23 protein-coding genes are annotated in these 23,752 nt (G+C 68.8%); 10 read left to right on the top strand and 13 right to left on the bottom strand.

The window, feature by feature from the left end; all coding sequences use genetic code 11:
- Positions 1-43: 43 nt before the first annotated feature.
- Positions 44-706 carry a DUF4097 family beta strand repeat-containing protein gene (locus tag LX15_RS05630; protein WP_253668412.1) on the bottom strand — a complete coding sequence of 221 codons (663 nt, stop codon included), beginning with the start codon at positions 704-706 and terminating at the stop codon, positions 44-46.
- A gap of 226 nt (positions 707-932) precedes the next feature.
- Between LX15_RS05630 and LX15_RS05625 the strand changes: the two genes are divergently transcribed.
- The 5 genes from LX15_RS05625 to htpG all read left to right on the top strand — a co-directional run bounded on the left by LX15_RS05625 (position 933) and on the right by htpG (position 5,791).
- Complete coding sequence (locus LX15_RS05625; protein ID WP_253668411.1) at positions 933-1,700, top strand: helix-turn-helix domain-containing protein; 768 nt, start codon at positions 933-935, stop codon at positions 1,698-1,700.
- Between the two features lie 152 nt (positions 1,701-1,852).
- Positions 1,853-2,308 (top strand): hypothetical protein, encoded by a 456-nt coding sequence (locus tag LX15_RS05620; protein ID WP_253668410.1) that lies wholly within the window; start codon positions 1,853-1,855, stop codon positions 2,306-2,308.
- A gap of 68 nt (positions 2,309-2,376) precedes the next feature.
- A complete protein-coding gene (locus LX15_RS05615; protein WP_253668409.1) occupies positions 2,377-2,865 on the top strand; it encodes a glutathione peroxidase in 489 nt (162 codons plus the stop codon).
- A gap of 427 nt (positions 2,866-3,292) precedes the next feature.
- Positions 3,293-3,736: a hypothetical protein gene (locus LX15_RS05610; protein WP_253668408.1), complete on the top strand. Its 444-nt coding sequence runs from the start codon at positions 3,293-3,295 to the stop codon at positions 3,734-3,736.
- Positions 3,737-3,913: 177 nt separating this feature from the next.
- Entirely contained in the window at positions 3,914-5,791 is a 1,878-nt protein-coding gene (gene htpG, locus LX15_RS05605) for a molecular chaperone HtpG (RefSeq protein ID WP_308213412.1), read from the top strand.
- Positions 5,792-5,896: 105 nt separating this feature from the next.
- Here the strand turns inward: htpG and rdmE are convergent, their stop codons facing one another.
- The 10 genes from rdmE to LX15_RS05560 all read right to left on the bottom strand — a co-directional run bounded on the left by rdmE (position 5,897) and on the right by LX15_RS05560 (position 16,194).
- Positions 5,897-7,465, bottom strand: coding sequence for an aklavinone 12-hydroxylase RdmE (gene rdmE, locus LX15_RS05600; RefSeq protein ID WP_253668407.1), 1,569 nt, complete (start codon positions 7,463-7,465; stop codon positions 5,897-5,899).
- A 267-nt stretch (positions 7,466-7,732) separates the two neighbouring features.
- Positions 7,733-8,497 carry a sulfite exporter TauE/SafE family protein gene (locus tag LX15_RS05595; RefSeq protein WP_253668406.1) on the bottom strand — a complete coding sequence of 255 codons (765 nt, stop codon included), beginning with the start codon at positions 8,495-8,497 and terminating at the stop codon, positions 7,733-7,735.
- A 499-nt stretch (positions 8,498-8,996) separates the two neighbouring features.
- On the bottom strand, positions 8,997-9,629 hold the full coding sequence (locus tag LX15_RS05590) for a hypothetical protein (protein ID WP_253668405.1): 633 nt from the start codon (positions 9,627-9,629) through the stop codon (positions 8,997-8,999).
- A gap of 194 nt (positions 9,630-9,823) precedes the next feature.
- Positions 9,824-10,327 carry a hypothetical protein gene (locus LX15_RS05585; protein ID WP_253668404.1) on the bottom strand — a complete coding sequence of 168 codons (504 nt, stop codon included), beginning with the start codon at positions 10,325-10,327 and terminating at the stop codon, positions 9,824-9,826.
- A gap of 7 nt (positions 10,328-10,334) precedes the next feature.
- A complete protein-coding gene (locus tag LX15_RS05580; protein WP_253668403.1) occupies positions 10,335-11,717 on the bottom strand; it encodes a hypothetical protein in 1,383 nt (460 codons plus the stop codon).
- A gap of 775 nt (positions 11,718-12,492) precedes the next feature.
- Positions 12,493-12,888 (bottom strand): DUF6928 family protein, encoded by a 396-nt coding sequence (locus LX15_RS33460; protein ID WP_372502340.1) that lies wholly within the window; start codon positions 12,886-12,888, stop codon positions 12,493-12,495.
- A gap of 151 nt (positions 12,889-13,039) precedes the next feature.
- Positions 13,040-13,501: a hypothetical protein gene (locus LX15_RS05575; RefSeq protein WP_253668402.1), complete on the bottom strand. Its 462-nt coding sequence runs from the start codon at positions 13,499-13,501 to the stop codon at positions 13,040-13,042.
- Positions 13,502-13,911: 410 nt separating this feature from the next.
- On the bottom strand, positions 13,912-14,598 hold the full coding sequence (locus LX15_RS05570; protein ID WP_253668401.1) for an RHS repeat-associated core domain-containing protein: 687 nt from the start codon (positions 14,596-14,598) through the stop codon (positions 13,912-13,914).
- Positions 14,532-15,635: an alcohol dehydrogenase catalytic domain-containing protein gene (locus LX15_RS05565; protein WP_253668400.1), complete on the bottom strand. Its 1,104-nt coding sequence runs from the start codon at positions 15,633-15,635 to the stop codon at positions 14,532-14,534. Before LX15_RS05565 ends, LX15_RS05570 begins: the two co-directional genes overlap by 67 nt.
- Positions 15,636-15,999: 364 nt before the next feature.
- The gene (locus LX15_RS05560) at positions 16,000-16,194 is read right to left on the bottom strand and encodes a hypothetical protein (RefSeq protein ID WP_253668399.1); all 195 of its coding nucleotides are present in this window, start codon (positions 16,192-16,194) and stop codon (positions 16,000-16,002) included.
- A gap of 1,148 nt (positions 16,195-17,342) precedes the next feature.
- Here LX15_RS05560 and LX15_RS05555 point away from each other — a divergent pair.
- Positions 17,343-17,594, top strand: coding sequence for a hypothetical protein (locus LX15_RS05555; RefSeq protein WP_253668398.1), 252 nt, complete (start codon positions 17,343-17,345; stop codon positions 17,592-17,594).
- 7 nt (positions 17,595-17,601) lie between these two features.
- Positions 17,602-18,045 carry an acyl-CoA-like ligand-binding transcription factor gene (locus LX15_RS05550; protein ID WP_253668397.1) on the top strand — a complete coding sequence of 148 codons (444 nt, stop codon included), beginning with the start codon at positions 17,602-17,604 and terminating at the stop codon, positions 18,043-18,045.
- Between the two features lie 27 nt (positions 18,046-18,072).
- Here the strand turns inward: LX15_RS05550 and LX15_RS05545 are convergent, their stop codons facing one another.
- Positions 18,073-18,597, bottom strand: a complete 525-nt coding sequence (locus LX15_RS05545) for a DnaJ family domain-containing protein (protein ID WP_253668396.1) — start codon at positions 18,595-18,597, stop codon at positions 18,073-18,075.
- Positions 18,598-18,755: 158 nt separating this feature from the next.
- The gene (locus tag LX15_RS05540) at positions 18,756-19,655 is read right to left on the bottom strand and encodes a LysR family transcriptional regulator (RefSeq protein ID WP_253668395.1); all 900 of its coding nucleotides are present in this window, start codon (positions 19,653-19,655) and stop codon (positions 18,756-18,758) included.
- Between the two features lie 123 nt (positions 19,656-19,778).
- Here LX15_RS05540 and LX15_RS05535 point away from each other — a divergent pair, with 123 nt between their 5' ends.
- The 3 genes from LX15_RS05535 (at position 19,779) to LX15_RS05525 (ending at position 23,573) form a co-directional block, all read left to right on the top strand.
- Positions 19,779-20,732, top strand: coding sequence for a quinone oxidoreductase family protein (locus tag LX15_RS05535; RefSeq protein ID WP_253668394.1), 954 nt, complete (start codon positions 19,779-19,781; stop codon positions 20,730-20,732).
- A gap of 401 nt (positions 20,733-21,133) precedes the next feature.
- Positions 21,134-22,819 carry a chitinase gene (locus LX15_RS05530; RefSeq protein WP_253668393.1) on the top strand — a complete coding sequence of 562 codons (1,686 nt, stop codon included), beginning with the start codon at positions 21,134-21,136 and terminating at the stop codon, positions 22,817-22,819.
- Positions 22,820-22,985: 166 nt separating this feature from the next.
- On the top strand, positions 22,986-23,573 hold the full coding sequence (locus tag LX15_RS05525; protein ID WP_253668392.1) for an O-methyltransferase: 588 nt from the start codon (positions 22,986-22,988) through the stop codon (positions 23,571-23,573).
- Positions 23,574-23,752 lie beyond the last annotated feature (179 nt).

Below are 23,752 nucleotides of genomic sequence, written 5' to 3'. Positions count from 1 at the left end.
TGGGCCTGAAGCCGGTAGCGGGCTTGGTCGGGGCTGCTGTCGCTCAGAGGCTGCGGGCGGTGATGTCGCCGTAGGCGGTGGTCGCCTGGATGGTCAGGTCGGCGGCGCCGTCGTTCCTGAGGGCGTTGCTGATGCGGCCGTAGGAGGTGCCGGCGTCCAGGGAGGCCGAGACCCCGGCGGCGGCGCCGACCGACACGTCGCCGGCCTGGGTGCGCAGCACGACGGTGCCGCGCACGGCCTCGTCGATGCGGATGTCGCCCTTGCCGGTGCTGATCTGGGCGGGGCCGGTGAGGCGGCCGACCGTGACGTCGCCGGCGGCGGTGGTCAGGCGCAGGCTGGCGGCCTCGTCGAGCTTGACCTGGCCGTGCGCGCCCTCCACCACGACGTCACCGAGCCGTCCGACGCCCCGGAACTCGGCGCTGGCCACCTTCGCCTCGACGTGGGACCCGGTGGGCAGTTGGACGGTCACCTCAAGCGAGCCGGAGGGGCCGAGGATCTGGTTCTTCGCCGAGGCCACGATCCGCAGGACGCCGTCGGCGTACTCGACGGTCGTCTCCTCGGCCGCCTTCACGTCGCGGCGCTTACCGGCGTCCGAGGGCAGGACCTCGACCGCGGTGTCGGCCCGGTCGGCGGCGATGACCTGGACGCGCCCGGCGGGGATGTCCAGGACGGTGGTGATCGGGGTGGGGGTGGTGAACTTCCGCATCGTGTTCTCCCGGTGTCTCGCTTGTTTCTGGCACCGGAAACGCTACGTTGCGTTTCACGATCCGAACAACACGTCCGTTGCGAAGTTCCAGAGTTTACCCAGGCAGATGACGTAAGATTGTTGCAATGACCCTGTCGCCTAACGCAACAACACGGCCACGTTCGTTGCAATGAACTGAGAGTGAACGCTAGGCTGGCGCCCCGAGGGACCCACGGAGGAGATCGCGATGCCGGGAGGCAGGCTCACCCAGCAGGAACGTCAGCAGATCGCGCTGGGCCTGGCCGACGGGCTCGCCTACGCGGAGATCGCCCGACGCCTCGACCGCCCCACCTCGACGATCACGCGTGAGGTGATGCGCAACGGCGGCCCCACCGCCTACCGCGCCGACCTGGCCCACCTCGCCACCGAGCACCGCGCCCACCGGCGCCGCAGGCCCGTGTCCCCGGGGCCGGAGGCGCCGGCGCAGGCTCACGGGCGCGACGCCGAGGCCGTGCGCGAGTACGAGGAGACGTTCACCACCGTCCTCATCCAGTCCGGCATGCCGAAGATGATGGCCCGGGTGCTGGCCTGCCTCACCCTCACCGACGCGGGCAGCCTCACCGCGTCCGAGCTGGTCCAACGCCTCCGGGTGAGCCCGGCGTCGATCTCCAAGGCGATCGCGTACCTGGAGAGCCAGGACCTGGTCCGCCGGGAACGCGACGAGCACCGCCGCGACCGGTACGTCGTCGACAACGACGTCTGGTACCAGTCGGTGATGGCCAGCGCCCAGGCCAACGCCCAGTTGATCACGATCGCACGCCAGGGCGTCACCGTCCTCGGACCCGGAACCCCGGCCGCCACCCGCATGGAGAACATCGCCCGCTTCCTCGACTTCATCCGCGACAGCCTCATCCGCGCGGCCGAACAGGCCCGCGAGGTCCTGCACACCAAGCCCCAAGCGCCCTCGGCCGCCACCGACGTCGAGCCGGACCCGGACCGCGAACATCGAGGCTGAGGCTGGTGCGCTCGCAGGTCAGGTGAGCCGTGGATGCGCCCTACCCACAGACGATCACCACGGGCGAGCGCAGGTCCGCTCCGAAGGGTGGAAGGGCTCGGGGCGGCATCACGACAGAAACCCCCAACACCAACCTGGGGAACCGATCCGAGGTGGACGTCTGGCTGTTGACCACGCCCGGCGATGCCAGCGGCTGGGACGGCGTGACCCTGTCGTTGGACTCCTGCCACTGCTGGCGATCCCCCGGGCCCCAGGCTCAACCGTTCCGGCGACTCCACCGACTGCTCACCGAACCGTGGATCGCCATCGCCGACGAGACGGGCGCGGTGTTCGGCCGTGTCGAGGACGAACTGTCGTGGGAACAGATCCGGCCCGAGATCGCCGACCCCGACTCGGACGCCACCCCACCGCCGCCGGGCTCCTGGCCCGAGTGGCTGGGCTGGTTGACCCACCTCGACACCGGCCGCCACTCGCCGCTGCCGCCCCTCCCCACAGCGCTGGACGCCACCGTCCACCGAACCCCCGGCGGGGCAGCGGTGATCGCGTTGATGACCGACCTGGCCGCCGTGGACCCAGCCCGATTCGCTCACCTGCACCACCGATACTGACGCGCGATCACAACCGGCCCCGGACGTGACCAGAATCCGGTAGCAGCCACCCGACGCCAAGGAGTGACATGTCCGTCTTCGACGTCGAGATCGACGCCCTCACCGGCGGCCCCGCCCACCTCGCCCAGTACCGGGGCCGCGCGGTACTGATCGTCAACGTCGCGTCCCGATGCGGCCTGACCCCGCAGTACGCGGCCCTGGAGGACCTCCAGCGGCGCTACGCACCACGCGGCTTCACCGTCCTGGGCGTGCCCTGCAACCAGTTCATGGGCGAGGAACCCGGCACCCCCGAGGAGATCGCCACGTTCTGCTCCACCACCTACGGCGTCACCTTCCCGATGACGCAGAAGATCGACGTGCTTGGCGAGACCCGACACCCCCTCTACGCCGAGCTCGTCCACGCCACCGGAGCCGACGGCTACCACGGCGAGGTCCGCTGGAACTTCGAGAAGTTCCTCATCGCCCCCGACGGCACCGTCGCCGCACGCTTCGCACCCCAGACGGACCCGGACGCCGACGAGGTCACCACAGCCATCGAAGCCGTCCTGCCCCGCTGACACCCCCCACACCCGCCACCCGGACGCCCCACCCAGGCATGCCCGCATCCCCGACACACCCAAGCCCTGGGTGGTGCGCCCGGCCGCCGCCGTCGTCGCACGCTTCGAGGCGTGCCAGGCCCCACCCCAGCTCCCACGCCGTCCCGACCGGACGACTCAGGCGGAGACGTCCATGCACCAGGTACAGCCAGCCGACTTCCGCCGCAGCGTGGCCGTCACCCGGAGATGACGATCTCCGGGACGCGTTGTGCCGCATGTCCGTGGCGGGATCGCTCGCGCGCGGGGGCTCCGGCCGCACCCGCGCTGGTCGAAGAGCACGAGCTGGAACCGGTCAGGGTCAACCGCCCGCATGGACGTCGCATCCTGAGCCCGGCACACCGTGGACAATGAGCACGGGCTTGCCGTCGGGGTTCCCACACCGCTCCCCATGAAGAGCCCCCAGCCCGCCGTCATCAAGACCGCAGCGGAGGCATTCGTCCGGGAAGTGTCCCGGCGCGCGCAGGACACGCCACCCCGACTGCCCACGATCCAGCTCGAATCAATGACGATTGACAGCCTCGCCGAGGCGTATTCGGCCAAGAACAAGACCAGCCTCAACAACGCCTACGACGAACAGTCGACCACCCAGGCCCTGGCCGGGGACGTCACGGCCGGCGGGTCCCCGACGCCGGTCGCGGACCAGGTCCCCTGTTCGCGGCGCTGCCCGACCGGGGCACCGCCCCGAGCTTCCTGTTCCTCGCCCTCCAGCCCGACTAACCACCGCGACACGTCGGGCACGCGTCACGCCACCTCCCGTCGGCTCCGGTACAGAAGCATCTCCACCGCCTTCCGGCTCGTACGCAGGCGGGCGGCGGTCTCCGCCTGGCAGTAGCCGAAGGGCCACGTTGTATGCCGTCCACCCCCTCCCGCCCCTCGCCCCCGCCCGGGTGGGGCACCCCCACCAGGCCTCGCCGCCGCCCCGGCACGGCAGGGCGAGGCGGCGACGGAGCGCCGCGGATCGATACGATGCAGGGTCGTCTCGTGACCGAACCTGAGGGGACGGAGGCCCGTGGAAACACTGGAGTTCCAGTCGGAGGCGCGTCAGCTCCTGAAGCTGATGATCCACTCGATCTACTCGAACAAGGACACCTTCCTGCGCGAGCTGATCTCCAACGCCTCGGACGCGCTGGACAAGCTGCGGCTGGAGTCGTTCCGCGACAAGGAGCTGTCGGCCGACCTCTCCGACCTCCACATCGCCATCGAGATCGACAAGGAACACCGCACCCTCACCGTCCGCGACAACGGCATCGGGATGACCCGCGACCAGGTCGTCGACCTGATCGGCACGATCGCCAGGTCCGGCACCGCCGAGTTCCTGCGCAAGCTCCAGGACTCGCGGGACGCCGCCGCCTCCCGTGACCTGATCGGGCAGTTCGGCGTCGGCTTCTACTCGACCTTCATGGTCGCCGACCGGGTCACCCTCGTGACGCGCCACCCGAACTCGGCGGAGGGGGTGCGCTGGGAGTCCACCGGCGAGAGCACCTACACGATCGACTCGGCCCCGGACGCGCCGCAGGGCACCGCGGTCACCCTGCACCTCAAGCCCGCGGACGAGGAGGACCACCTCGCCGACTACACCTCGCACGCGAAGATCACCGAGATCGTCCAGCGGTACTCGGACTTCATCACCTGGCCGATCCGGCTGGTGCCCGAGGACGGCGGCGAGCCGACCACGATCAACTCCCGCAAGGCGCTGTGGGCCCGTCCCTCCAGCGAGGTGACGGAGGACGAGTACGTCGAGTTCTACCGGCACATCAGCCACGACTGGAACAAGCCGCTGGAGACGATCCGCGTCCAAGCCGAGGGCACGTTCGAGTACCAGGCGTTGCTGTTCCTGCCGTCGCAGGCGCCGCTGGACCTGTTCATGCGGGAGCGCAAGCGCGGCGTGCAGCTCTACGTCAAGCGCGTCTTCATCATGGACGACTGCGAGGCGCTCATGCCGGAGTACCTGCGGTTCGTCAAGGGCGTCGTCGACGCGCAGGACCTGTCGCTGAACGTCTCGCGGGAGATCCTCCAGCAGGACCGGCACATCCAGTTGATGCGTCGCCGCCTGGTCAAGAAGGTGCTGTCGACCGTCAAGACAATGATGACCGAGAAGCCCGACGCCTACGCGACGTTCTGGCGCGAGCTGGGCGCCGCGGTCAAGGAGGGCCTGCTCAGCGACCCAGACAACCGCGAGGCGATCCTGGGCATCTGCTCCTTCGCCTCCACGCACTCCCCCGAGACGCCGACGACGTTGGCGCAGTACGTGGAGCGGATGAAGGAGGACCAGCAGGTCATCTACTACATGACCGGCGACTCGCGGGCGACCGTGGAGCGGTCTCCGCACCTGGAGGCGTTGCGGGCCAAGGGCCTGGAGGTGCTCATCCTCACCGACCCGATCGACGAGATGTGGGTCGACGCCGTGCCCGAGTTCGAGGGCCGGCGGTTCCAGTCGGTGGCCAAGGGCCAGGTCGACCTGGAGTCCGAGGAGGAGAGGTCCGCGACCGCGGAGCGGGAGAAGGACTTCGCCGACCTGCTGGCCTGGATGACCACGACCCTCGCCGACCACGTGAAGCAGGTGCGGCTGTCCTCCCGCCTCACCACCTCCCCGGCCTGCGTCGTCGGCGACACGTACGACCTGACCCCGACGCTGGAGAAGATGTACCGCGCGATGGGCCAGGAACTGCCGAAGATCAAGCGGATCCTGGAGCTCAACCCCACGCACCCGCTGGTGACCGGCCTGCGCAAGGCGTTCGACGAGACGTCGGACGACACCGACCGGGCCGACCTCGCCGACACCGTCGAGCTGATCTACGGGATGGCCCTGCTGGCCGAGGGCGGCGAGCTGACCGACGCCTCGCGCTTCGTCAGGCTGATGTCCGACCGCTTGCAGCGCACCCTGTGAGCACCCGCTCCCCCGGTGACTGATCGGCCCGGTCGAGTCGAGGGTCCTCCACTCGACCGGGCCGTCGCTTTCCACGCGCGCGTCCGCGTGTCGGGGTGACGTCACCTACCTCGCCAGCACCATGGTGAGCGCCCCGAGCAGGGCCTGAGCGGGATCGCCCGACTGGTCAGCGGTTCGCCATGCGACGACGCCATCCGGCCGGACCAGGCTCACGCCCGACGCGCCGATCCCGTACCTGGCCAGGAACTCCCCGTCAGTGTCGCCCAGGTCCTGACCGATCACGTGCGTTCGCAAGGTCATGCCGAGACGCCCCACGACGTCCTCGGCCACGTCGCCCCAGAGCGCGCCCTCCGGCCCGGCCAGCAGCGTGAAACCATCGCCGAAAAGCTCCACAGTGGACACTTTCCCGCCGTCACCGCGCAGCCAGACATGCGGTGCGCGGAACCCGGGCCGGCCCGTGGGCCGGTAGGGGTCCTCGGTGTCCGCGGGATCGTCGTCCTCGATGAGCACCGCGGACGAGCGGTAGCGGAACCCGAGCGTAAGCTCGACCGCCCGCTGCCGGTCGGAAGCCTCCTCGGCCTCCTTGTCCTTGGTGTCCGTGGTCTCGGCGGTGTCCCTGGTGTCCTGCGCGGCCGAGTCGGCTCCTCGGCGGGACAGCAACCGCAGCGCCTCGGCGACGACCCGCTCGGCGATGGGCCGCCGCTCGGCGTCGTAGGTGTCCAGCAGGCCGGGCCCTGCCGTCGCATCGAGCACCGCGGTGAGCTTCCACGCCAGGTCGTAGGCGTCTCCGACCGCGGTGTTGCCCCCGAACCCGCCGCTGGGCGGGGTGACCTTCGCGGCGTCGCCGGCCAGGAGGACCCGCCCCACCCGGAACCGGTCCGCCACCGCGGCCGCCATCTCCCACGAACGCACGGCCCTGATCTCTGGTTCGAGGTCGGGCAGCTCGGTGGCCAGCCGGATCAGCTCCGTGCACCGCTCGGTGGTGAAGTCCGCCGGGGACTGCCCGCTCGCCGGGTCGTAGCCAACGCTGTACAGGTGGCGGTTGATGGCGCGGTCGATCGTGATGAACACACCGCTGGCGTGCTCGTTGTAGAGCACGTGCAGCGTCGCCTGGTCGGGTTCGACCAGGTCTCCGAGGTCGGCGTCGAAGATGATGCTGAGGTTGTGACCGAGGCTCCCCGAGCCGTGTCGTTCGACGCCGAGCGCCTCGCGCACGGCGCTGCGGTTGCCATCGGCGGCGACGAGGTAGTCCGCTCGCACCTGGGTTGTCCGTTCGTCACGGCGGCCGCGGAGCACGGCGGTCACACCGTCGTCATCCTCGTCGAAGGACACCAACTCGGTGTCGAAGCGCAGGTCGGCGCCGAGTTCCTCGGCGCGCTGGCGCAGTAACGGCTCCAACTTGTCCTGCCCTGCCGTGCCGACCCTGGCCGGCGACAGGACCTCCAGGCCCGACGGGACGGCGTGCGAGACCTCCTCGTGGAAGGCCGGCCCCCGGAGGCTCGCCGCGACCCGCACCCGGAACCGGGACTCGCTCGGTGTCTGGGTCGGAACGTCCTTGGCGATCCCACCGAACCCCAGCAGTTCCATCGTGCGCTGGTTCTGCCCCACCGCCCTGGGGAACAGTGAGGTCCCGGAGCGCCGCTCGACCACCAGCACGGACACTCGTTCGTCCATGGCCGCCACCCCCGTTGCTCGCCAGGTCCTCGTCAACGTAGTGCGGCAGCCGAGATCTTTACCTAGTTCTTTTCGGTCAACACTGAAGCCACGGCGACACCAGTTCTGACCTTTGTCCGTGTTGGTTCCCCATTTCCGGTTCGTCGTGGGGTGTCAGTCATCGAAGTCGACGGCGCCCGCCTTGCTGCCCTCCACGCCGACCGCGGCCCCGCTGCCGCGACACTGATCCCACGGGGACGAGCCGATCTGTTCCTGCGCGGCGCGGAGTTACCGAAGGAGGAGTTGGACGATGGCGGCGACGCCGATCACCACGATCACCCCGCGCAGCACGGCGGGGCTGAGGAGCCTGCCGATCTTCGCGCCCAGCAGCCCACCGAGCGTCGACCCGACGGCGAGCAGGGCGATCACCGGCCAGCTCACCGGCGCGACGACCGCGTACACCAGGCCCGCGACGACGTTCACCACGGCCGCGAGCACGTTCTTGATCCCGTTGAGGCGCTGCATGGAGTCGGTGAGCAGCATGCCCATGAGGGCCATCATCATGATGCCCTGTGCGGCGGTGAAATACCCACCGTAGACGCCGACGAGGAGGAGCAGGAACAGCAGCAGCGGGCCGCCGTGCCCCTCGACGTCCGGCTCCAGGTCGCGTCGCCGCGTCACGAACGCCGACACCCGGGGCTGGATCACCACGAGCACCAGTGCCAGCCCCACGAGCACCGGCACGACCATCCTGAACGTGTCGTGCGGTAGCGCGAGCAGGAGCACCGTGCCGCCGATCGCGCCGATCCCGGACGCCACCCCGTAGCGCACGAGCCGGGCGCGCTGTCCCTTCAGCTCGTGTCGGTACCCGATGGCGGCGCTGATGGTTCCCGGCGCGAGACCGACCGCGTTCGACGTCGTCGCCGTGACCGGGGAGAAGCCCAACGCCAGCAGCACGGGGAAGGTCACGAGCGTGCCGGAGCCGACCACCGCGTTGATCGTGCCCGCCCAGATCCCCGCCCCGAGCACGATCAACCCCTGCCACCATGTCATCGGGCAAGCATCCGTACCTCCTCGGAGCGTGTCGAGAAGGTTTGTCCTGGATCACCTTCCACCAGTGCGCCGGGACGGGCGCCGTCGACGCCGACGAGGCGCGGAGCCGGGCCTGGCGCGCGCCACGAGGCCGCGTCTGGTGTTCGTGAACATCGCCGGACCCTTCTCCGACACCTGCTACCGCTCACCCGCACCTGGTGCTGTCCGTCATCAAGATTGCGGACAGTCGAACCCTTCTGTGACGTGGAGACTTTCACTGGCCGCGAGGGCGTCGCGTAGTGCCAGCACCGCGGTATCGGACACCGCAGTGGCATCCTCGCCGACCCAGTACAGGTTCTCCCCGGTAACCGGTTCCGCCCTGATCGCACAGGGCTCCTCGTCGGGGACCGGCCGCGGCGCCAGGTAGGTCGCCCATCCGACATAAGGCTGGGTGTGGCCAGTGAACTGCTGGCGACCTGCGGATCATGTGCGGCTGGCACTGTTGTGCCGACTCGGACGGTCACCACCGCATCTCGTCCGGCACCAGCGCTTCGTTGGCCGCCGCGTCGAGCGTGATGGTCGAGGCTGGCGAGCCTCTTCCGACAAGACCGAGCATGGTGTGCAGCGCGGCCTCCCATTCCCCGATGCCGCCAGGGCGTATCGCCAGTTCCGGCCGGTCCTGCTCCCCGGTGGGAAGCTGGACGGTCACCTCGCCGACCTCGGCAAGGGCAGCGACCACCAGCGGCCGATCCGGTTCCCGGCCGGTGTCGAGGGGTGGCGATACGGGGTTGTCGTCCCGGTCGATCCGGGGGATCCACGCCGGACGCTCTTGCTGGCGTCGTTGGATTCTGGCCAGTTGGTCCAGCAGCTCGCCTTTCGTGGGGTAGGAGCGCAAGGAAGCGTCTGCGGCGGGCCGCACCAACTCTTCGAGAGCGGATTTGCTGAGCTGTTCGGGATGCTCTGGCACTTCGATGAACACCTCAGGGGCCACCAGTTGGGCCATTCGCGCCTCCACCGCCGCCGTGAACCTCGCCCGGAAGTCGCCCCGAGTCTCCTCGAACGCCTTCCTGGCTGGTTCCAGGTCGGCGTCGTCTCCAACCAGGGTCGACACCATCGACAGCAGGAGGTTGTTCCGGGTGAAGGAATTCGACATGACCAAGACGATAGCTGCCCGGCGATGTCCAACTCGTGTGCCATCCACGACGCATAAGCCAGCCCTGTTGGTGGCCTGACCCACCGCCGGACGACATGCCGCTGTTGGCGCAGAAGAACCCGCTGCTGCCCCAAACTCGAACCGTCGGAGGTCAGCGCGCGACACCCGCTCTCAGCACTGCCTACAGGTGGATGTCACCAACTTTCGCCGATATAGATCGGCTCGGTGCACGGGCCGCCCTGCCGGTTGTAGCATTTGTCGAGGTCGTACTCCCCAACCTCGCCCTGACCAGGCCGCGCTGTCGCCTCAACGTTCCACACATCCTGGATGACGTACGTCTCCTGCGTGTTGTTGGTGGGGAGAGTGAATGACACGTCGACGATGGTCCCGCTCTGCGGATAGTCGAGGAAGAACTCGGCCTCTCCTTCCCAACCGTCGTCACTCGTAACGTCCGCGCGGAACGTGACGCGTATGCTGCACTGGTCGGTGCCCGGTGTGATGAAGGCGTAACGAAGGAACACATCTTCCACGAACGGTTCTATGCCCAGGTCGACCGGATATTGGGGAAGGGCCTGGACACGCGCCGTCCAGCAGTCGCCGGCGCCGGGTGGGTCCTCTGGAAGAGACTGGTCGGCCTCGGCTGGACCGCCGGCGAGGAACAGCATGGCCGCCGCGCACAGGGTGACCGTGGCTCTCATCGGTGTCCTACCTTTCGTTCACGGGTTGGGGATCTGACGATTCGTGGGGCTGGCGGGTGGGAAGCTTCGGCGAGGCCGGCACGCGCGCCGTCGAGGAGGTGATGGCGTCGGAGGCCGCCCCCGAGATCTGGTCCCAGTAGGAGCGATCCCCTCTGACGGGGAGCAGCAGAACACGACTGCCGAAGCCGGTGCCGTCGCCGCCGTGAATATGGGCGACCAGGATGTTGGTTTCTCCGCCACGCGAGGAGCGCTGGTTGGCCTCGCACCAGTCTCCGTTGCGGCAGTTGGAGACGTAGTCGACCTTCCAGTTCCAGATGTCGTCTGGGAAAGGTGTGAGGTAGCCCTCCGGATAGGGTTTCTCGTGGATGATGGTCAGCAACATCCAGTCCTGGTACGGCAGGGTCTCGGGGCATTTCACGAACCCCTGGTACTCCCACGACGTCGGGCCGCCCTGATCGTAGCTGTGGAACTCGCAGACCGAAGGGATCGCGGCCTGGCACAGATTGGCTCCCTTCTGGAGGAAGGGATCGACCCAGCAGTCGTCCACGAACTTGTAGGGCACTCGGGGTGTCGGATCCTTCGGCAGATACAGGTCGGGGAGCAGGGGATCCGAGTGCGCCGCGTCGCCGGGCGGCGTGTAGTCGCCGTCCCGGCCGGCCACACAGCGTCGGGGGCCGCTGCCGTCAAGATCGTCACAGAGGATCTGCCATCCCATCGCCGCGACGGTGTTCATCGTCAGCCGGTTGAGGGTGACCTGCGGTTGGCACCCGTTCTCCGTGGCGGACCGCCAATAGAAACCGGACGCCTGCAACTTGTAGAAGACCGGACTGGCGGTGATCTGGGACCTGCCGGTGGGGTTGATCGTGGCGGTGATGTCCTGCGAGAAGGTGGTGGTCTTCTCGATCGACACCGAGTGGGTGAAGCTGAAGTTGACCTGGCCACCGATCTCCCACACGTTGCTGGCGGGAACGAGCTTGCCCGACAGTTGGACGTCGACCCCGAGGGTGTCGGTCACCGTGTTCGTCGTGGTCTCCCCCTTGGAGACCTGGAGCTGGGTCGGGATCTGGTCGCCCTTCTCGATGATGACCGGGGTCCCCCCGAGTTCGGTGTAGGGGGACACGTCAGGTTCACGCACCACGTACTGGACACCGTCACAGGGAATGCTCTGGACATTGGCGAATGCCCGGTCCAGGCTGCGCGGCTCATCCGTCGGCGCGGCATCCTGCGCCCATGCCGCGGTGGGCAGCGCCCCGACCAGCAACGCCGAGACTCCCACCACCCGCGCGATCCGATGAGGTCGTCGTCCGGTTCTCCCTGAAATCGGTGAGGACATCGTCGCCCTCCCATTCACGACAGCGCGGATATCCGGAATCCACGCGACTTGTTCCACCTGGGCACGATCAGCCGCGACGGCGACGCTCGGTGCCGAGGCGCGCGGCGAGTTCTCCCCCGCCTCCGCCCTCTCTGGTCACGCCAGGACCAACCCGGCTTCAGCCGGGCACCGGACGTCGCGCCGGCTGCGTCGAGGGACACACCTGCATCGCGGTATGCCGACCCGCGACCAGAAACACGAGGGAAGCGGACCCTTGCCGCGGGCGGACGCCAGCCATCCACCTCGCTGCCTACCCCCGGGCAGCAAGCCCAGTCACCCAACCCCCATCACACGGCCGCCAAACCCCCAAAAAGGGGGATTCAGCCACTTGATCGGCTGCGGCCGCCCGTGCCCTCAACCACACGCGTACAGGCCAGTCCGGGGGTAGCACCAAGTCACCTGATCCCGACCAAACCAGCCCAGTGATCAGGTCGTACGTCAAGACGAACCGCCACGACCGAGACGACCGCGATCACAGGACCTCGTACGGCCGAAGCTGGCGACTAGTGCGGTGCGCGCAAGATGTGTCGAAAGCGGCACCATCCGCAGTCAGACGTGACCGAGGCAAGCCGTCGATGGCTCACTCCCCCAGCTAATCCCCACCTGGCGCTCCGAATTGTGGCCTTCGGTCTGTCCCACGGCTCGCCGCCGTAGAGACATGCCTGGTAGTGGCCGGTGTACGCCCAACGGACCCGGGGGTCGCGCCGCGCAGCGTCCGCGCGAACATGGTGAGATCGTGGGGCGGGCCGGTGTCAGCGGCCACGGAGATCGTCAGTTTCGTCTCATGCGAGCCTCACCCGAGACCGAACCTCGTCGCAACCATGTACGCCAGGGGCGAGGCTGTCCTTCCCACCACGCCAGCGACCGGGCATCCGCCCCAGAGATTACCCCGACGCACATCTTCGGAAGAAGAAAGTAGAATCTTCTCGGAAATGTCACTGGGGCAATCATGGGCGAGGTCGCGAGACGTCACGATGTCAAGTTCCGGGAACCAACCCGCACAGACTATGCCCTCCTCTGGCCAGATAGCCTCGTCCAACGTCACTGACCCGAATGGTTCCAACGATCCACTCCGGCGAACACTTTCGGCCAGTAGTTGTGACTCCGCTTCTCCCGCCACGAGTACCTGCCCCAACGCGGTCTGCGGGTTAGTGCGCGCCAGCACAAGAAGTGCCGCCTTCGACCCCATGTGTCGCCACCCTATCTACAGACCACCTGAACCTTTCTAGCTCGGGGTGCCCTGACATCTGGTTTGAAGTCAGTGACGCGTTGCCCGTTTTGACGAGGGAGGACCAAGTGGGGCAACCCGAGATCGAAAATGAATTCCAGAAAGAACGCGCTCACGTCGCATAGTACCCGGGAGCGGCGACCAAAACAGATTCGAAAAGCACTGACAGTCCCTCGGGCGTGCTTCCACCCGAGTCTCCCGCCCGATTGAAACCCAGGGCGAGGTCCGGACAACACGGGTAGTAGGGATCGCTCTCGTCCACCACGATCCCCCGCCCACGCAGAGCTCGTAGGACATCGGAAGCCGGGAGGCCGAACACGTCCATACCTTCGAAAATGACCCGAACTTGTTCGCTCTCCGGCCTCCAGACTTCGATAGCGCTGACCGAGTCTCCCCCCTCAAAGAGGGCAAATATGTCGAAGGCCAGATCTTTGGCCTTCGCGCGGAGTCCCAGGAACTCTCCTTCCACGACCTCCGGCTCCGCCCAGTGCCTCATCGCTTGGCGTGCCTCAGCCTGATTCATCCCCAGCCTTACTGAAGACACCCCCACCGGAGGACTTAAGCGAATGTCCATCTCTCCTCCGCCCTATGCGAGCCTCCACCAGATCCTACCGCAGCAAGTCCGACAGCGAGACATATCCCTCTTCGTGACGTCTCCCCTCTCCCCAGAGAAGACAGTTACGCCAAGCCCCTCCTCGCGAGCTCCTGATACTCCTTGTTCCTCTTCAGACCGTCCAACATTTCCTCGATGTGCGCGTCATATTTGTCACCGAAGCGGGCGCGAATATCGTCAATATCCATCCGCATCGCCTCGTCAAAGCGCCCGTCATCAACGAGCTTCTTTTGCCTCGCTCGCCAAGACTTGGCAGCCTGGCTACTTCCGGTGCTACTCACCGCACGGTGGTCCGACTTATCCATCCTGATCGCGGGCCCCATGTGGGAACTGAGCGGACTGACAGCCTCGGCTGGAATATGGCTTATTTCTTAACCTTGGCCAGCCGGGGCTAACGAGCCGTACCATCCGCCAAGGCCACACCCGGACGCTCCCTGCTTCGAATTGCTGTTGTGCGTGAGGACATCTGAGGAGTCCCTCGCGGAGCTAGTGCTGACGTAGAAGGTGTGGAGGTCGTCGACGGTGAGGTTGTGGACGCGTTGGGTGGCGGTGCGTCCGTTCAACGGGTCGGTGGCCAACACCTGGTCGCCTGGCTTGACCTCGCTGATGCGCTTGTTGGTCCCATCCGCCATGCGGACCTGAGTGTCGGGCGTGAAGCTGTTGGAGAAGCAGCTCTGCGGATCACGTGAGCTGGAGGGCTTGGTGCTCATCGGGTCCGTGAGAGCAGTGGGCTGGTTGCCGACGTTGGCGTGGAGGTTGGTTCCGCCCGCGAAGCCAATGGGGTCCTCGCTGAGGAACCGTCGGAGAGCGGGGCTGTAGTAGCGGGCTCGGGAGAAGTACAGGCCGGTGCCGTCGTCCTCGCGGCCGGTGTAGCGGTAGGGGTTGCCGGCGTCGTTGCCGGAGATGTAGGTGCGACCGAAGGGTTCGTAGGTGTAGTTCGCGACCGTGCCGCTGTTGTCCGACAGACCTAACGTGCTGCCTAACGCGTCGGTCAGGTAGCGACGGGTGGTTCCACCCGACTCCCGGCTGACGAAGCTGTCGAGGCCGGTGAATGCCACGCACAGGTCGTCGTCCTCGCTTCAACGCGCGCCTGCGGGCAACGACACGATCGCGCCCCACAATCTCGGGCCCGCCCCGAAAGTCGGGGCAGCATGATGACCTTGCCGAACTTCCCCGGCCCGGCCAGACGGGCATAGGCCTCGGCGAACCGGTCGAGCGGGAACGCCGCGTCGACGGGCACCCGCAACCGCCCCTGCGCCAGCAGGGGCACCACAGACCTCCGCACGATGGCGGCGAGGACCGCCTTCTCAGCGTGTGAGCGCCCACGAATGGTGGTGCCGATCACCTGGGCACGGGCGAGCATGAGATCGAACATCCGCAGCGGCGCCGTGGTGCCGGCCTGCACCCCGACAACGAGGACCTTGCCCCGGCTGCGCAGCAAGGCGACCCGCTCCAGACAGTCCTCGCCGCCGACCAGCTCCACGATCACGTCGTACGGCGCGTGCGCGGCTTCCTGGTCGGGAGTCACGACGTCCACCCGGCCGTCCGGGACCAGCCCCGTCACGAGGTCGTGGAGTTCGGGCCGACGCACGCTGGCCACCACGTGCGCCCCGGACACCGCGGCGACCTGGACCATGGCCGTGCCCACCCCGCCGGCCGCACCGGTGATCAACACCCGATCACCAGCGCGGACCCCGACCTGGGTGACCAGGCCGTCCCAGGCGGTGCTGAACGCCTCGGGGAAACCGGCGGCCTCCTCCCACGACAGCCCCTCCGGCACCGCGAGGAGGAGATCAGCCGGAACCGTGATCCGCTCGGCATGGCCGCCCCCGCCGACCAACGCCATCACCCGGTCCCCCGGCGCGACCCCCACGACACCGGGCCCGACCTGCTCGACCTCACCAGCGACCTCCAGACCGGGCACGTCGGCCGGCCATCCCGGTGGCGCCGGGTAATCCCCCCGTGCCTGCTGCAAGTCAGCGGCGTTGAGGCCAGCGCCCCGCACCCGGACCACCACGGCCCCCGGTCCCGCGACCGGCTCTGGCCGCTGCTCCAACTGGAAGGCCCCCCGGGGATCGATCACGACGGCTCGCACGATCGCAAGGTGTGCCCTCAGTCGGTCCGGCCTCGGGTGACGGGGCCCACGCCGCCAGGTCGACGTTGGCCACACCACCGAGACGCCAGGCCCCGCGAACGTCGACGTACGCCTCGCGGTCAGCCGACTCAGACGGGAAGATGGCTTCTCGACATCTGCCCTCCGTGAGCTTGGTGGCCGACTGCCTGCTCCAGGGCCGCTGCCTGCCTCGTCACGCTGTCAGCGTGAACTTCGCGTCCATATCGGGAACCTGCCGCGGTCCTACGTGTGCGGGTGAAGTCCGGTAGCCAGGATCATTAGCTGATTCTTTTTGGTCAACACTGAAACCACGACCCACCAGCGCTGGTCTTCACCTGTCAGTGCGTCACTGTTGGCTTCCCGTCTCCGGCTCGTCGTCGTGCTGGCATCGCTCCGACCGAGCGGCCCTTCTCCTGGCGTGGGCACACAGCCATGTCGAGGCGAGGACCCCGCCGATCACAGGGACGACGGCCTTGACCAGCACGCCGCCGGCGAAGATGGCCAGCACGACGACCGTGCCGAGCACGAGTGTCATGGGCACGACACAGAGGACGACCGCGCGCAATGTGAAGGGCCAGCTCGACACCAGGCGCCAGAAGAGCGCGGGATACGTCGTCGGTTCGTGGTTTTCCTCCTTGCCGCGTCGAGGGTTTTGCGACCCGAACTGGCGCCGCTCTACGCTCACGGTTCGTTCCTCGTGTGAACACCTGCGGACAGGTGGGTGGACGGTGACGGCGAGGGACGCTGACGCGACCCTGCCATCCCTCAGGGGGCCGCTTCGCGTCAACCACTGCCTGGTGGTGGCAGCAACCCTCGGTTCGACGCAACGTTCGCGCAGCGCGTCGTTACATCAGACAACGACTTTCTACCCGCCTCGGGTGGCCGACTCCCGCCCCAGCCCGCTCGTTCGCGCCGAGTGTGGATCTTCGTGCGCCGAGCGGGTCGCTCAGGTTCAGCCCCACCCTCCCCACGATCACTCGATTGAGTGCGCTGGCGAATCCCTCAGAACGCGCTCATCACCCGAATCAGCGACAGAAAACTACGGATCCGACAGGCCACGCTCGTCAAGATCGCCATTTGGGTGATTCAGCTCAACGGGTCGGTCAGTACGGTCGAGCTGATCAGCGGAACGCCCCCCGGCCGCCCACACTGACGACCCTGGGGTCCACACGGGACAAGGCACGCAGGTTCCCAGGTCCTCGTCAGTCGTTCTTCGAGGACGTTCACCATGACGCCGGTGCCGACACGCCCCCGTCCGTCGTTCTCACCGACGGGGTGTCGACTGACCTGGCTCCCACCACACGCTGACACTGCCGAACACATGGAGCGAGCAGGATTCCGTGCGTGTGTCCGCTTTGGTCATGAGGCGGTGTCAGTCGCCAGGCAACCCGAACTGCATGACCGAGACAGAGCGGACGTCTCCGGCCCGGAGCGCCGCCTTCCCTTGTCACTGGTCCTGGATTCTCGTTCCTGGGAATGTCCCCGCGACGAGAAGGGATGGCCAGGGCGGCGGGCGAACGCGGTCGGCGGCGGTGGTCAACGGCCTCGGACGACCAGGGCCAGCGAGGAGCCCTCCCCGAACAGCGACACCCAGGAGGCGGCGGACGAGGACGGGGTGAACGTCGCCTTTCACCGAGCCGCGCCCCGCCGCTTCGACCTGGTCATCGGGGCCGACGGACTGCACTCGCCGTGCGCGCCCTGACCTTCGGGGCCGGACGGGACTTCGTCCGACACCAGGGGGTCTCCGTGGCCACCCTGCCCGTTGACGACCACACCGACGAGCAGGACGTGGTCATCCACAACGCGCCGGGCAGGGCGGTGTGCCTGCACCCGTCACGCGACGGGGCCATCGCCGCCTTCCTCTTCCGCGCCCCGCGGATCCCGGGCTTCGACCACCGCGACACCGGGCGACACCGGCAACTGCCTGGTCGAGCGCGGTGATCCAGTCGTGGCAGGTGAACTCCACCCGGTCGCGGCTGGCCTCGTACAGGGTCGAGGCGAGGTCGCCGCCCGAGGCCCAGCCGAGCGGCCCTCGGATCTGCTGCGGCGCGCGCTGCGCGAGGTCGGCCAGGACAGCGACGAGATCGTCAGCCGGCACGCCGCGCTGCGCCTCCGACTGATCCGGACCGTGCCGGCCGTGCGGGGACGTGCGCTCCAGTTGCTGATGGACGCGCAGCGGGAGATCGCACGGCACCTGCGCGCGGCGTTCCCCGACGAACTGGACCAGGTCAGCGCGTCCGCGTTGGTGGGGGCGTTCGTCGGGGCCGTCATCGGCGCGGTCCAGGCCCTGCTCGACGACCCCGACGTCCCCCTCGACAACCCCCAGCACCTGCACGACCGTCTACGAGACGCCACCGACGCCGCGCTGCGGTCCTGGGCGCAGCACCGGTGAGGAGCTTCTCGCTCCACGAGGGCGGGCTCAGTCGTCGTTCCGGTTCCGACGCGTGATCCGGTGCCACCACGAGCGACGACGCGGCGGGGGCGCCTCGTCTGTCGGTTGCCTCTCCACCGCAGGTTCGACCTCGGGTCGAGGAGTCCTCGCGGCGCGGTCGTCGTGCCACTGGCGAACGGCGGCCTCGACGTTCACGGGAGCCAGGGGAACCCGGGGGCCGGTGGGCGAGCGGAGCCAGGCCAGGATGCGTTCGTTCAGGTCACGGACCGTGTCACGCACGGCCTCCTCGGAGGAGAGGTCGCGCAGGGTCTCGGGAAGCCGCTCGACCTCCTTCCGCAGCCTCAGCGGGAGGGGCAGGAGCGGGTCGATGGGCAGTCCCTCCTGCCGCACCTTCTTCTTGACCCACCACAATTCGTCGTAGGGCTGGTTCGCGTCAGGAAGTGGTCGGCCGCTGCCGGGGAGGTTGTCCAGCTCGCCACGCTCGGTGGCTTCCCGGATCTGCCTCTCGACCCAGGACTCGAAGGACATTCCGGACGGTTTGCGCTCGGTCATGGCCTCTCCCCTCGTCCGGACCCACCGACCAGGAACGCGCGGCCCTGCCCCACCCACTTCCCACTGCCATCATCCACGCGCACGTCGCACAGCGAGTCAAGGAGCAGGCGAGGCCACGACTCCGCACCCTCGCCGCCCCGGACGCACCCAGTGGATGATCACGCTCCGCCCGCGTCCCCTGATCCAGCGGAGATCTCTCGCGACTGCGCGCGGAGTTCGGCGACCAGCTCCCGGAGGACCAGCGACCGGCCCATCTCCCTGGTCGTGACATAGCCGATCCGGCGCACGGGCGGGTCCTCCAGGGGCTGCACCGCGACGTTGGGCGGCGCGCCGGCGAGCGTCATCCGGGGCACCACCGCCGCGCCCATGCCGTGCGCGATCATGGACAGCACGACCGTGTCGTCCTGCACCCGCAGGTCGCTGGCGGACAGCCAGCTCTGGGCGGCGCACCAGCGACGCGTCTCGGGCGAGGTCGCCTCCTCCCAGTGGATCATCGGCAGGCTCCGGGGGTCGGGATGCCCCGCCGGGTAGGCCAGGACGTAGGGGTCGGCGAACAACTCCCGCGCGACCAGGCCGTCCTGCGCGGGGAACAGCGTCGCGACGCCCAGGTCGGCCCGACCGGACAGGACCTCGCCGGCGACGCCAGGGGCGTCCTCGCGGACCACGCTCACCTCGACCGAGACGCGGGGCCATCGCTGGCCGAACCGGGACAACACGCCGGGCAGCAGGTGGTAGGCGACCCCGCGCAGCGCGGCCAGCCGCACCGTCGCGCTCAGCTCCCCCGCCGAGGCGGCCCGTGTCTCCGCCCTCATCGTCTCCAGCAGGCGCAGGATCCGGCGGGCGTGCGACACGGCGGTGCTCCCGGCCGACGTCGGCTCCGCCCCCGTCCGTCCCCTCCGGAAGAGCACGGCGCCCAGCTTGCGCTCGATCCCCCGCATCGTGTGCGAGACGGCGGACTGGGTCAGCCCCAGCGAGGCGGCCGCGGCGGAGAAGCTCCCCTCGCGCGCCACGGCGACCAGCACCCGCATCTCACCAGCAGTGATGTCCCCAGCTCCCACGCCGCGACGTTACATGAACACCTCTCATGGAACGGCCGGCTTCCAGCGACGTCGACGGATGGTTCGCCGCCGGCCGGCTTCCTAGCGTGGCGGCATCGGCACCTGAAGACGGAGAGGGAGTCCATGCGAGCCGTGCAGTTCTCCACGTTCGGCGGTCCGGAGGTCCTGCGGGAGGTCCTCCTCCCCGACCCCGTTCCCGGCCGGGACGAGCACCTGGTCGACGTCGAGGCGTCCGGGGTGAACTTCGCCGACCTCAGGCAGGTCGCGGGCGAGTACGCCCGGCCGGACCGCCTGCCCCACGTGCCGGGCATGGAGGTGGTGGGGCGCACCGGCGACGGCCAGCGGGTCCTCGGCTACACCACGCGCGGTGGTTACGCGTCGAAGGTCGTCGTGGCGGCCAGGGACCTGGTCGCCGTGCCGGAGGGGGTGGGGGCGGCCGAAGCCCTCGCCGTGCTCGTGCAGGGGCTGTCGGCGTGGCACATGCTGCGGTCCCTGGCCCGCATCACGCGGGGTGAGTCCGTGGTCGTCCACGCGGCCGCGGGCGGTGTGGGCAGTCTGGCGGTCCAACTGGCCCGCCACTTCGGGGCGGGGCGCGTCATCGCCACCGCCTCCACCGCCGAGAAGCGCGACCTGGCGCTGACCCTGGGCGCGGACGTCGCCGTCGACGGCCAGGCCGAGGGCTACACCGAGCGCGTGCTGGCGGCGAACGGCGGTCGCGGTGTGGACATCGTGCTCGACGCGCAGGGAGGAAAGGTGCTGCACGCCGCCCTGGACGCTCTCGCGCCCTTCGGCCGCCTGATCTCCTACGGTTCGTCGTCCGGGGACACCCCGCCGCCGATCGACTCGTACCGACTGGTGGAGCGCAATGTCAGCATGGCGGGCTTCTGGCTCGCTCCCCTGCTGGCCCGCTCCGGCGCGGCGGGCGCGCCGCTGCGGGAACTCCTCGACCTGGTGGCCGCGGGGCGGCTCCGACCGCTCGTGGGCGGAGAGTACGACCTGGCGGACGCCGCCAAGGCCCATGAGGACCTGGCCTCCCGCCGCACGGTGGGGAAGCTCGTGCTTCGACCCGGCCAGTAGCGGCGGGACTCCCTGACCCGTCGACGCCTCACCTCTGCCCGTGACGGGTAGCTACGTCGGCGCACCGCGTGTCCATGGCGGGGTCGAACTCCAGCGCTCCTCACGACATCGGCTGTCTGTCCTTTTCGGACAGTGCCAGCGGCGTCCGGGGATCACCGACTGGCAGGGACCTTGAGTGGGGCCGTGGGTGCCCGCGCCGGCTCTGGCGCGGGCACCCACGGCCCGGAGGCACACACGACGGGAACCCGCGCCGCGAGCTGCCGAGGTCGGGAACCGGGGAGCCTCCCGGGTTCGCCGTCGTCCACGACGGTTGGGTGGTCTGGACAACCTGGGCGGTTGTGGTCTAGACAAGCAGCCACCACGCGGTCACCCCCTGCTCACCGCGTGGTCCGGAGGTTGTCATGCGACGCCTGTCCACCGTCCTGTCCGCGCTCGTCCTCGGCCTGGCCGGGGCGCTGCTCCCCACCGCCCCGGCGCTCGCCGCCGGGGAGTCCGCGGCGTTCGTGAAGGTCGCGGACTGGGGGTCCAACTGGGAGGGCAAGTACACGATCACCAACCAGGGGACCACCGCGATCTCCGGCTGGCGGGTCGAGTTCGACCTGCCGGCCGGCACCACCCTCGGCAGCTTCTGGGACGCGCTGCTCTCGTCGAGCGGCACCCACCACACGTTCACCAACCGCGAGTACAACGCCAGCATCCCGCCCGGCGCCAGCGTCAGCTTCGGCTTCCTGGCCAGCGGACCCGGTTCCCCGCAGAACTGCCGCCTCAACGGGGCCGACTGCGGTGGCGGCGGAACACCGGGACTGCCCGCGACCCCCGGCAACGTGCGGGTCACCGGCACCACCCCCGCGAGCGTCACGATCCGCTGGGACGCCGTCCAGGGCGCGACCGGCTACCGCGTGTACGAGGGAAGCGACCTCCGCACGACCGTCACCGACACCACGGCCACCTTCTCGGACCTGCCGGCCTGCACGAGCCGGACCTACACGGTGACGGCGTACAGCTCCGTCGGGGAGTCCGCCCGCAGCGCTCCCGTGACCGCGACGACCTCGGGCTGTCCCCAGACGGGCCTGCCCCGACACGCTCTCATCGGCTACCTGCACGCGAGCTTCGCCAACGGGTCCGGGTACCTGCGGATGGCCGACGTGCCGGACGCGTGGGACGTCATCAACCTCGCCTTCGGCGAGCCGACCTCGGTGACCTCTGGCGACATCAGGTTCACGCTGTGCCCGGTCTCGGAGTGCCCGACCGTCGAGTCCGAGGCCGAGTTCGTCGCGGCGATCCGCGCGAAACAGGCCAAGGGCAAGAAGGTGCTGATCTCCATCGGCGGGGCCAACGGCCAGGTCCAGCTCACCACCACGGCGGCACGCGACAAGTTCGTCCAGTCGGTGTCGGCCATCATCGACAAGTACGGGCTGGACGGTCTGGACATCGACTTCGAGGGCCACTCGCTGTACCTCAACCCCGGTGACACGGACTTCCGCAACCCGACGGCGCCGGTCATCGTGAACCTGATCTCGGCGCTGCGCACGTTGAAGTCCCGCTACGGCGACAGGTTCGTGCTCACCATGGCCCCGGAGACGTTCTTCGTGCAGGTGGGCTACCAGTTCTACGGCGGAGCCGGCGGCGGGGACAACCGCACCGGGTCCTACCTGCCCGTGATCCACGCGATGCGGGACGCGCTGACCGTGCTGCACGTGCAGGACTACAACTCCGGCCCCGTAATGGGACTGGACAACCAGTACCACACCATGGGAGGCGCGGACTTCCACATCGCGATGACCGACATGCTCAAGGCCGGTTTCCCGGTCGCCAGGACGGGCCATACGTTCCCCGGCCTGCGGGAGGACCAGATCGCCTTCGGCCTGCCGGCGGCGGTCAGCGCCGGCAACGGGCACACCGCTCCGGCGGCGGTGCACCAGGCGCTGAACTGCCTGGCACGCAACCAGAACTGCGGGAGCTACGCGCTGCGCGGTGGGGCTTCGCCCGCCATCCGCGGCCTGATGACGTGGTCGATCAACTGGGACCGCTACTACAGGTGGGAGTTCCAGAACAGCCACCGACCGTTCCTCAACGGACTGCCGTAGGCAACGGTGTGTCGGGCCCGCGTGCGCACCACGCGGGCCCGGCACACCACGGCTGGTGGCTCTCCCGCGTCCGGCGTGATCAACCCAACGACCCGTTGCTCCCAGCATCCCGCGGGTCAAGGATGTCGGGACCGGTCAATGTTGTCCGAACAACGAGGGAGACCCCATGGACGCAGCGTTGCGCGGGGTGGTGCGGGATCTGGCCGAGCAGGCCGCGAGACACGATGCCGGTGAGCCCGACCGGCTGCGGCGCTGGCGCGTCCTGGAGGTCGACGCCGGCCGGTTCCTGTGGTTCCTCGCCCAGGCCGTCGGCGCGCGCGACATCGTGGAGATCGGCACGTCCCGAGGGATGTCGACGCTGTGGCTGGGCGACGCGGCTCGGGCGACCGGCGGGCGCGTGACCAGCGTCGACGTCGACGCGGACGCCCAGCGCGCCGCGGCCGCCGACGTCGCCCGCGCCGGCCTCGCGGAGTACGTCGACTTCCGGCACGGCGACGGCGGGTCGATCCTGGCGTCCCTCCCCGACGAGAGCGTGGACCTGCTCTTCCTCGACGCCGAACGCACCGAGTACCCGAACTGGTGGCCCCACCCGTCGCGCGTGCTCCGGCCCGGCGGCGTGCTCATCGCCGACAACGCGCTGTCCCACGTGGACGAGATGGAACCACTGCGCGAGATCGTCGAGAACGACCCTGAGCTGGTCACGACCACTCTGGAGATCGGCAAGGGCGAACTGGTCGCGTTGAAGCGGCGGTGAAACGCCCGGCGCTGGACGACTCGCGCCATCACGGAACATCCAGCGCCATGTGATCGCGGCTCACGCCGGTCCTGGTGCCCGATCCTCCCCCGCCGAGGGCGAGGATCGGGCACCGGGGCAGTCAGCATTCACCGCCAACCTGATCAACAGCGACCGGCGGGTACTTGAACGGATACGGG

The sequence above is a fragment of the Streptoalloteichus tenebrarius genome (assembly GCF_024171885.1).
In the GTDB taxonomy this organism is placed as follows: Bacteria; Actinomycetota; Actinomycetes; order Mycobacteriales; family Pseudonocardiaceae; genus Streptoalloteichus; species Streptoalloteichus tenebrarius.
Note: the sequence above shows the minus strand (reverse complement) of the source record. Positions and strands in the feature narration are given on the sequence as shown.

What these genes read in the sequence shown, in the direction of transcription:
- LX15_RS05630 (WP_253668412.1), bottom strand. Translation starts at nt 706, where the DNA reads ATGCGGAAGTTCACCACCCCCACCCCGATCACCACCGTCCTGGACATC.
- LX15_RS05625 (WP_253668411.1), top strand. Translation starts at nt 933, where the DNA reads ATGCCGGGAGGCAGGCTCACCCAGCAGGAACGTCAGCAGATCGCGCTG.
- LX15_RS05615 (WP_253668409.1), top strand. Translation starts at nt 2,377, where the DNA reads ATGTCCGTCTTCGACGTCGAGATCGACGCCCTCACCGGCGGCCCCGCC.
- LX15_RS05610 (WP_253668408.1), top strand. Translation starts at nt 3,293, where the DNA reads ATGAAGAGCCCCCAGCCCGCCGTCATCAAGACCGCAGCGGAGGCATTC.
- rdmE (WP_253668407.1), bottom strand. Translation starts at nt 7,465, where the DNA reads ATGGACGAACGAGTGTCCGTGCTGGTGGTCGAGCGGCGCTCCGGGACC.
- LX15_RS05595 (WP_253668406.1), bottom strand. Translation starts at nt 8,497, where the DNA reads ATGACATGGTGGCAGGGGTTGATCGTGCTCGGGGCGGGGATCTGGGCG.
- LX15_RS05590 (WP_253668405.1), bottom strand. Translation starts at nt 9,629, where the DNA reads ATGTCGAATTCCTTCACCCGGAACAACCTCCTGCTGTCGATGGTGTCG.
- LX15_RS05585 (WP_253668404.1), bottom strand. Translation starts at nt 10,327, where the DNA reads ATGAGAGCCACGGTCACCCTGTGCGCGGCGGCCATGCTGTTCCTCGCC.
- LX15_RS33460 (WP_372502340.1), bottom strand. Translation starts at nt 12,888, where the DNA reads ATGGGGTCGAAGGCGGCACTTCTTGTGCTGGCGCGCACTAACCCGCAG.
- LX15_RS05575 (WP_253668402.1), bottom strand. Translation starts at nt 13,501, where the DNA reads ATGGACATTCGCTTAAGTCCTCCGGTGGGGGTGTCTTCAGTAAGGCTG.
- LX15_RS05545 (WP_253668396.1), bottom strand. Translation starts at nt 18,597, where the DNA reads ATGACCGAGCGCAAACCGTCCGGAATGTCCTTCGAGTCCTGGGTCGAG.
- LX15_RS05535 (WP_253668394.1), top strand. Translation starts at nt 19,779, where the DNA reads ATGCGAGCCGTGCAGTTCTCCACGTTCGGCGGTCCGGAGGTCCTGCGG.
- LX15_RS05530 (WP_253668393.1), top strand. Translation starts at nt 21,134, where the DNA reads ATGCGACGCCTGTCCACCGTCCTGTCCGCGCTCGTCCTCGGCCTGGCC.
- LX15_RS05525 (WP_253668392.1), top strand. Translation starts at nt 22,986, where the DNA reads ATGGACGCAGCGTTGCGCGGGGTGGTGCGGGATCTGGCCGAGCAGGCC.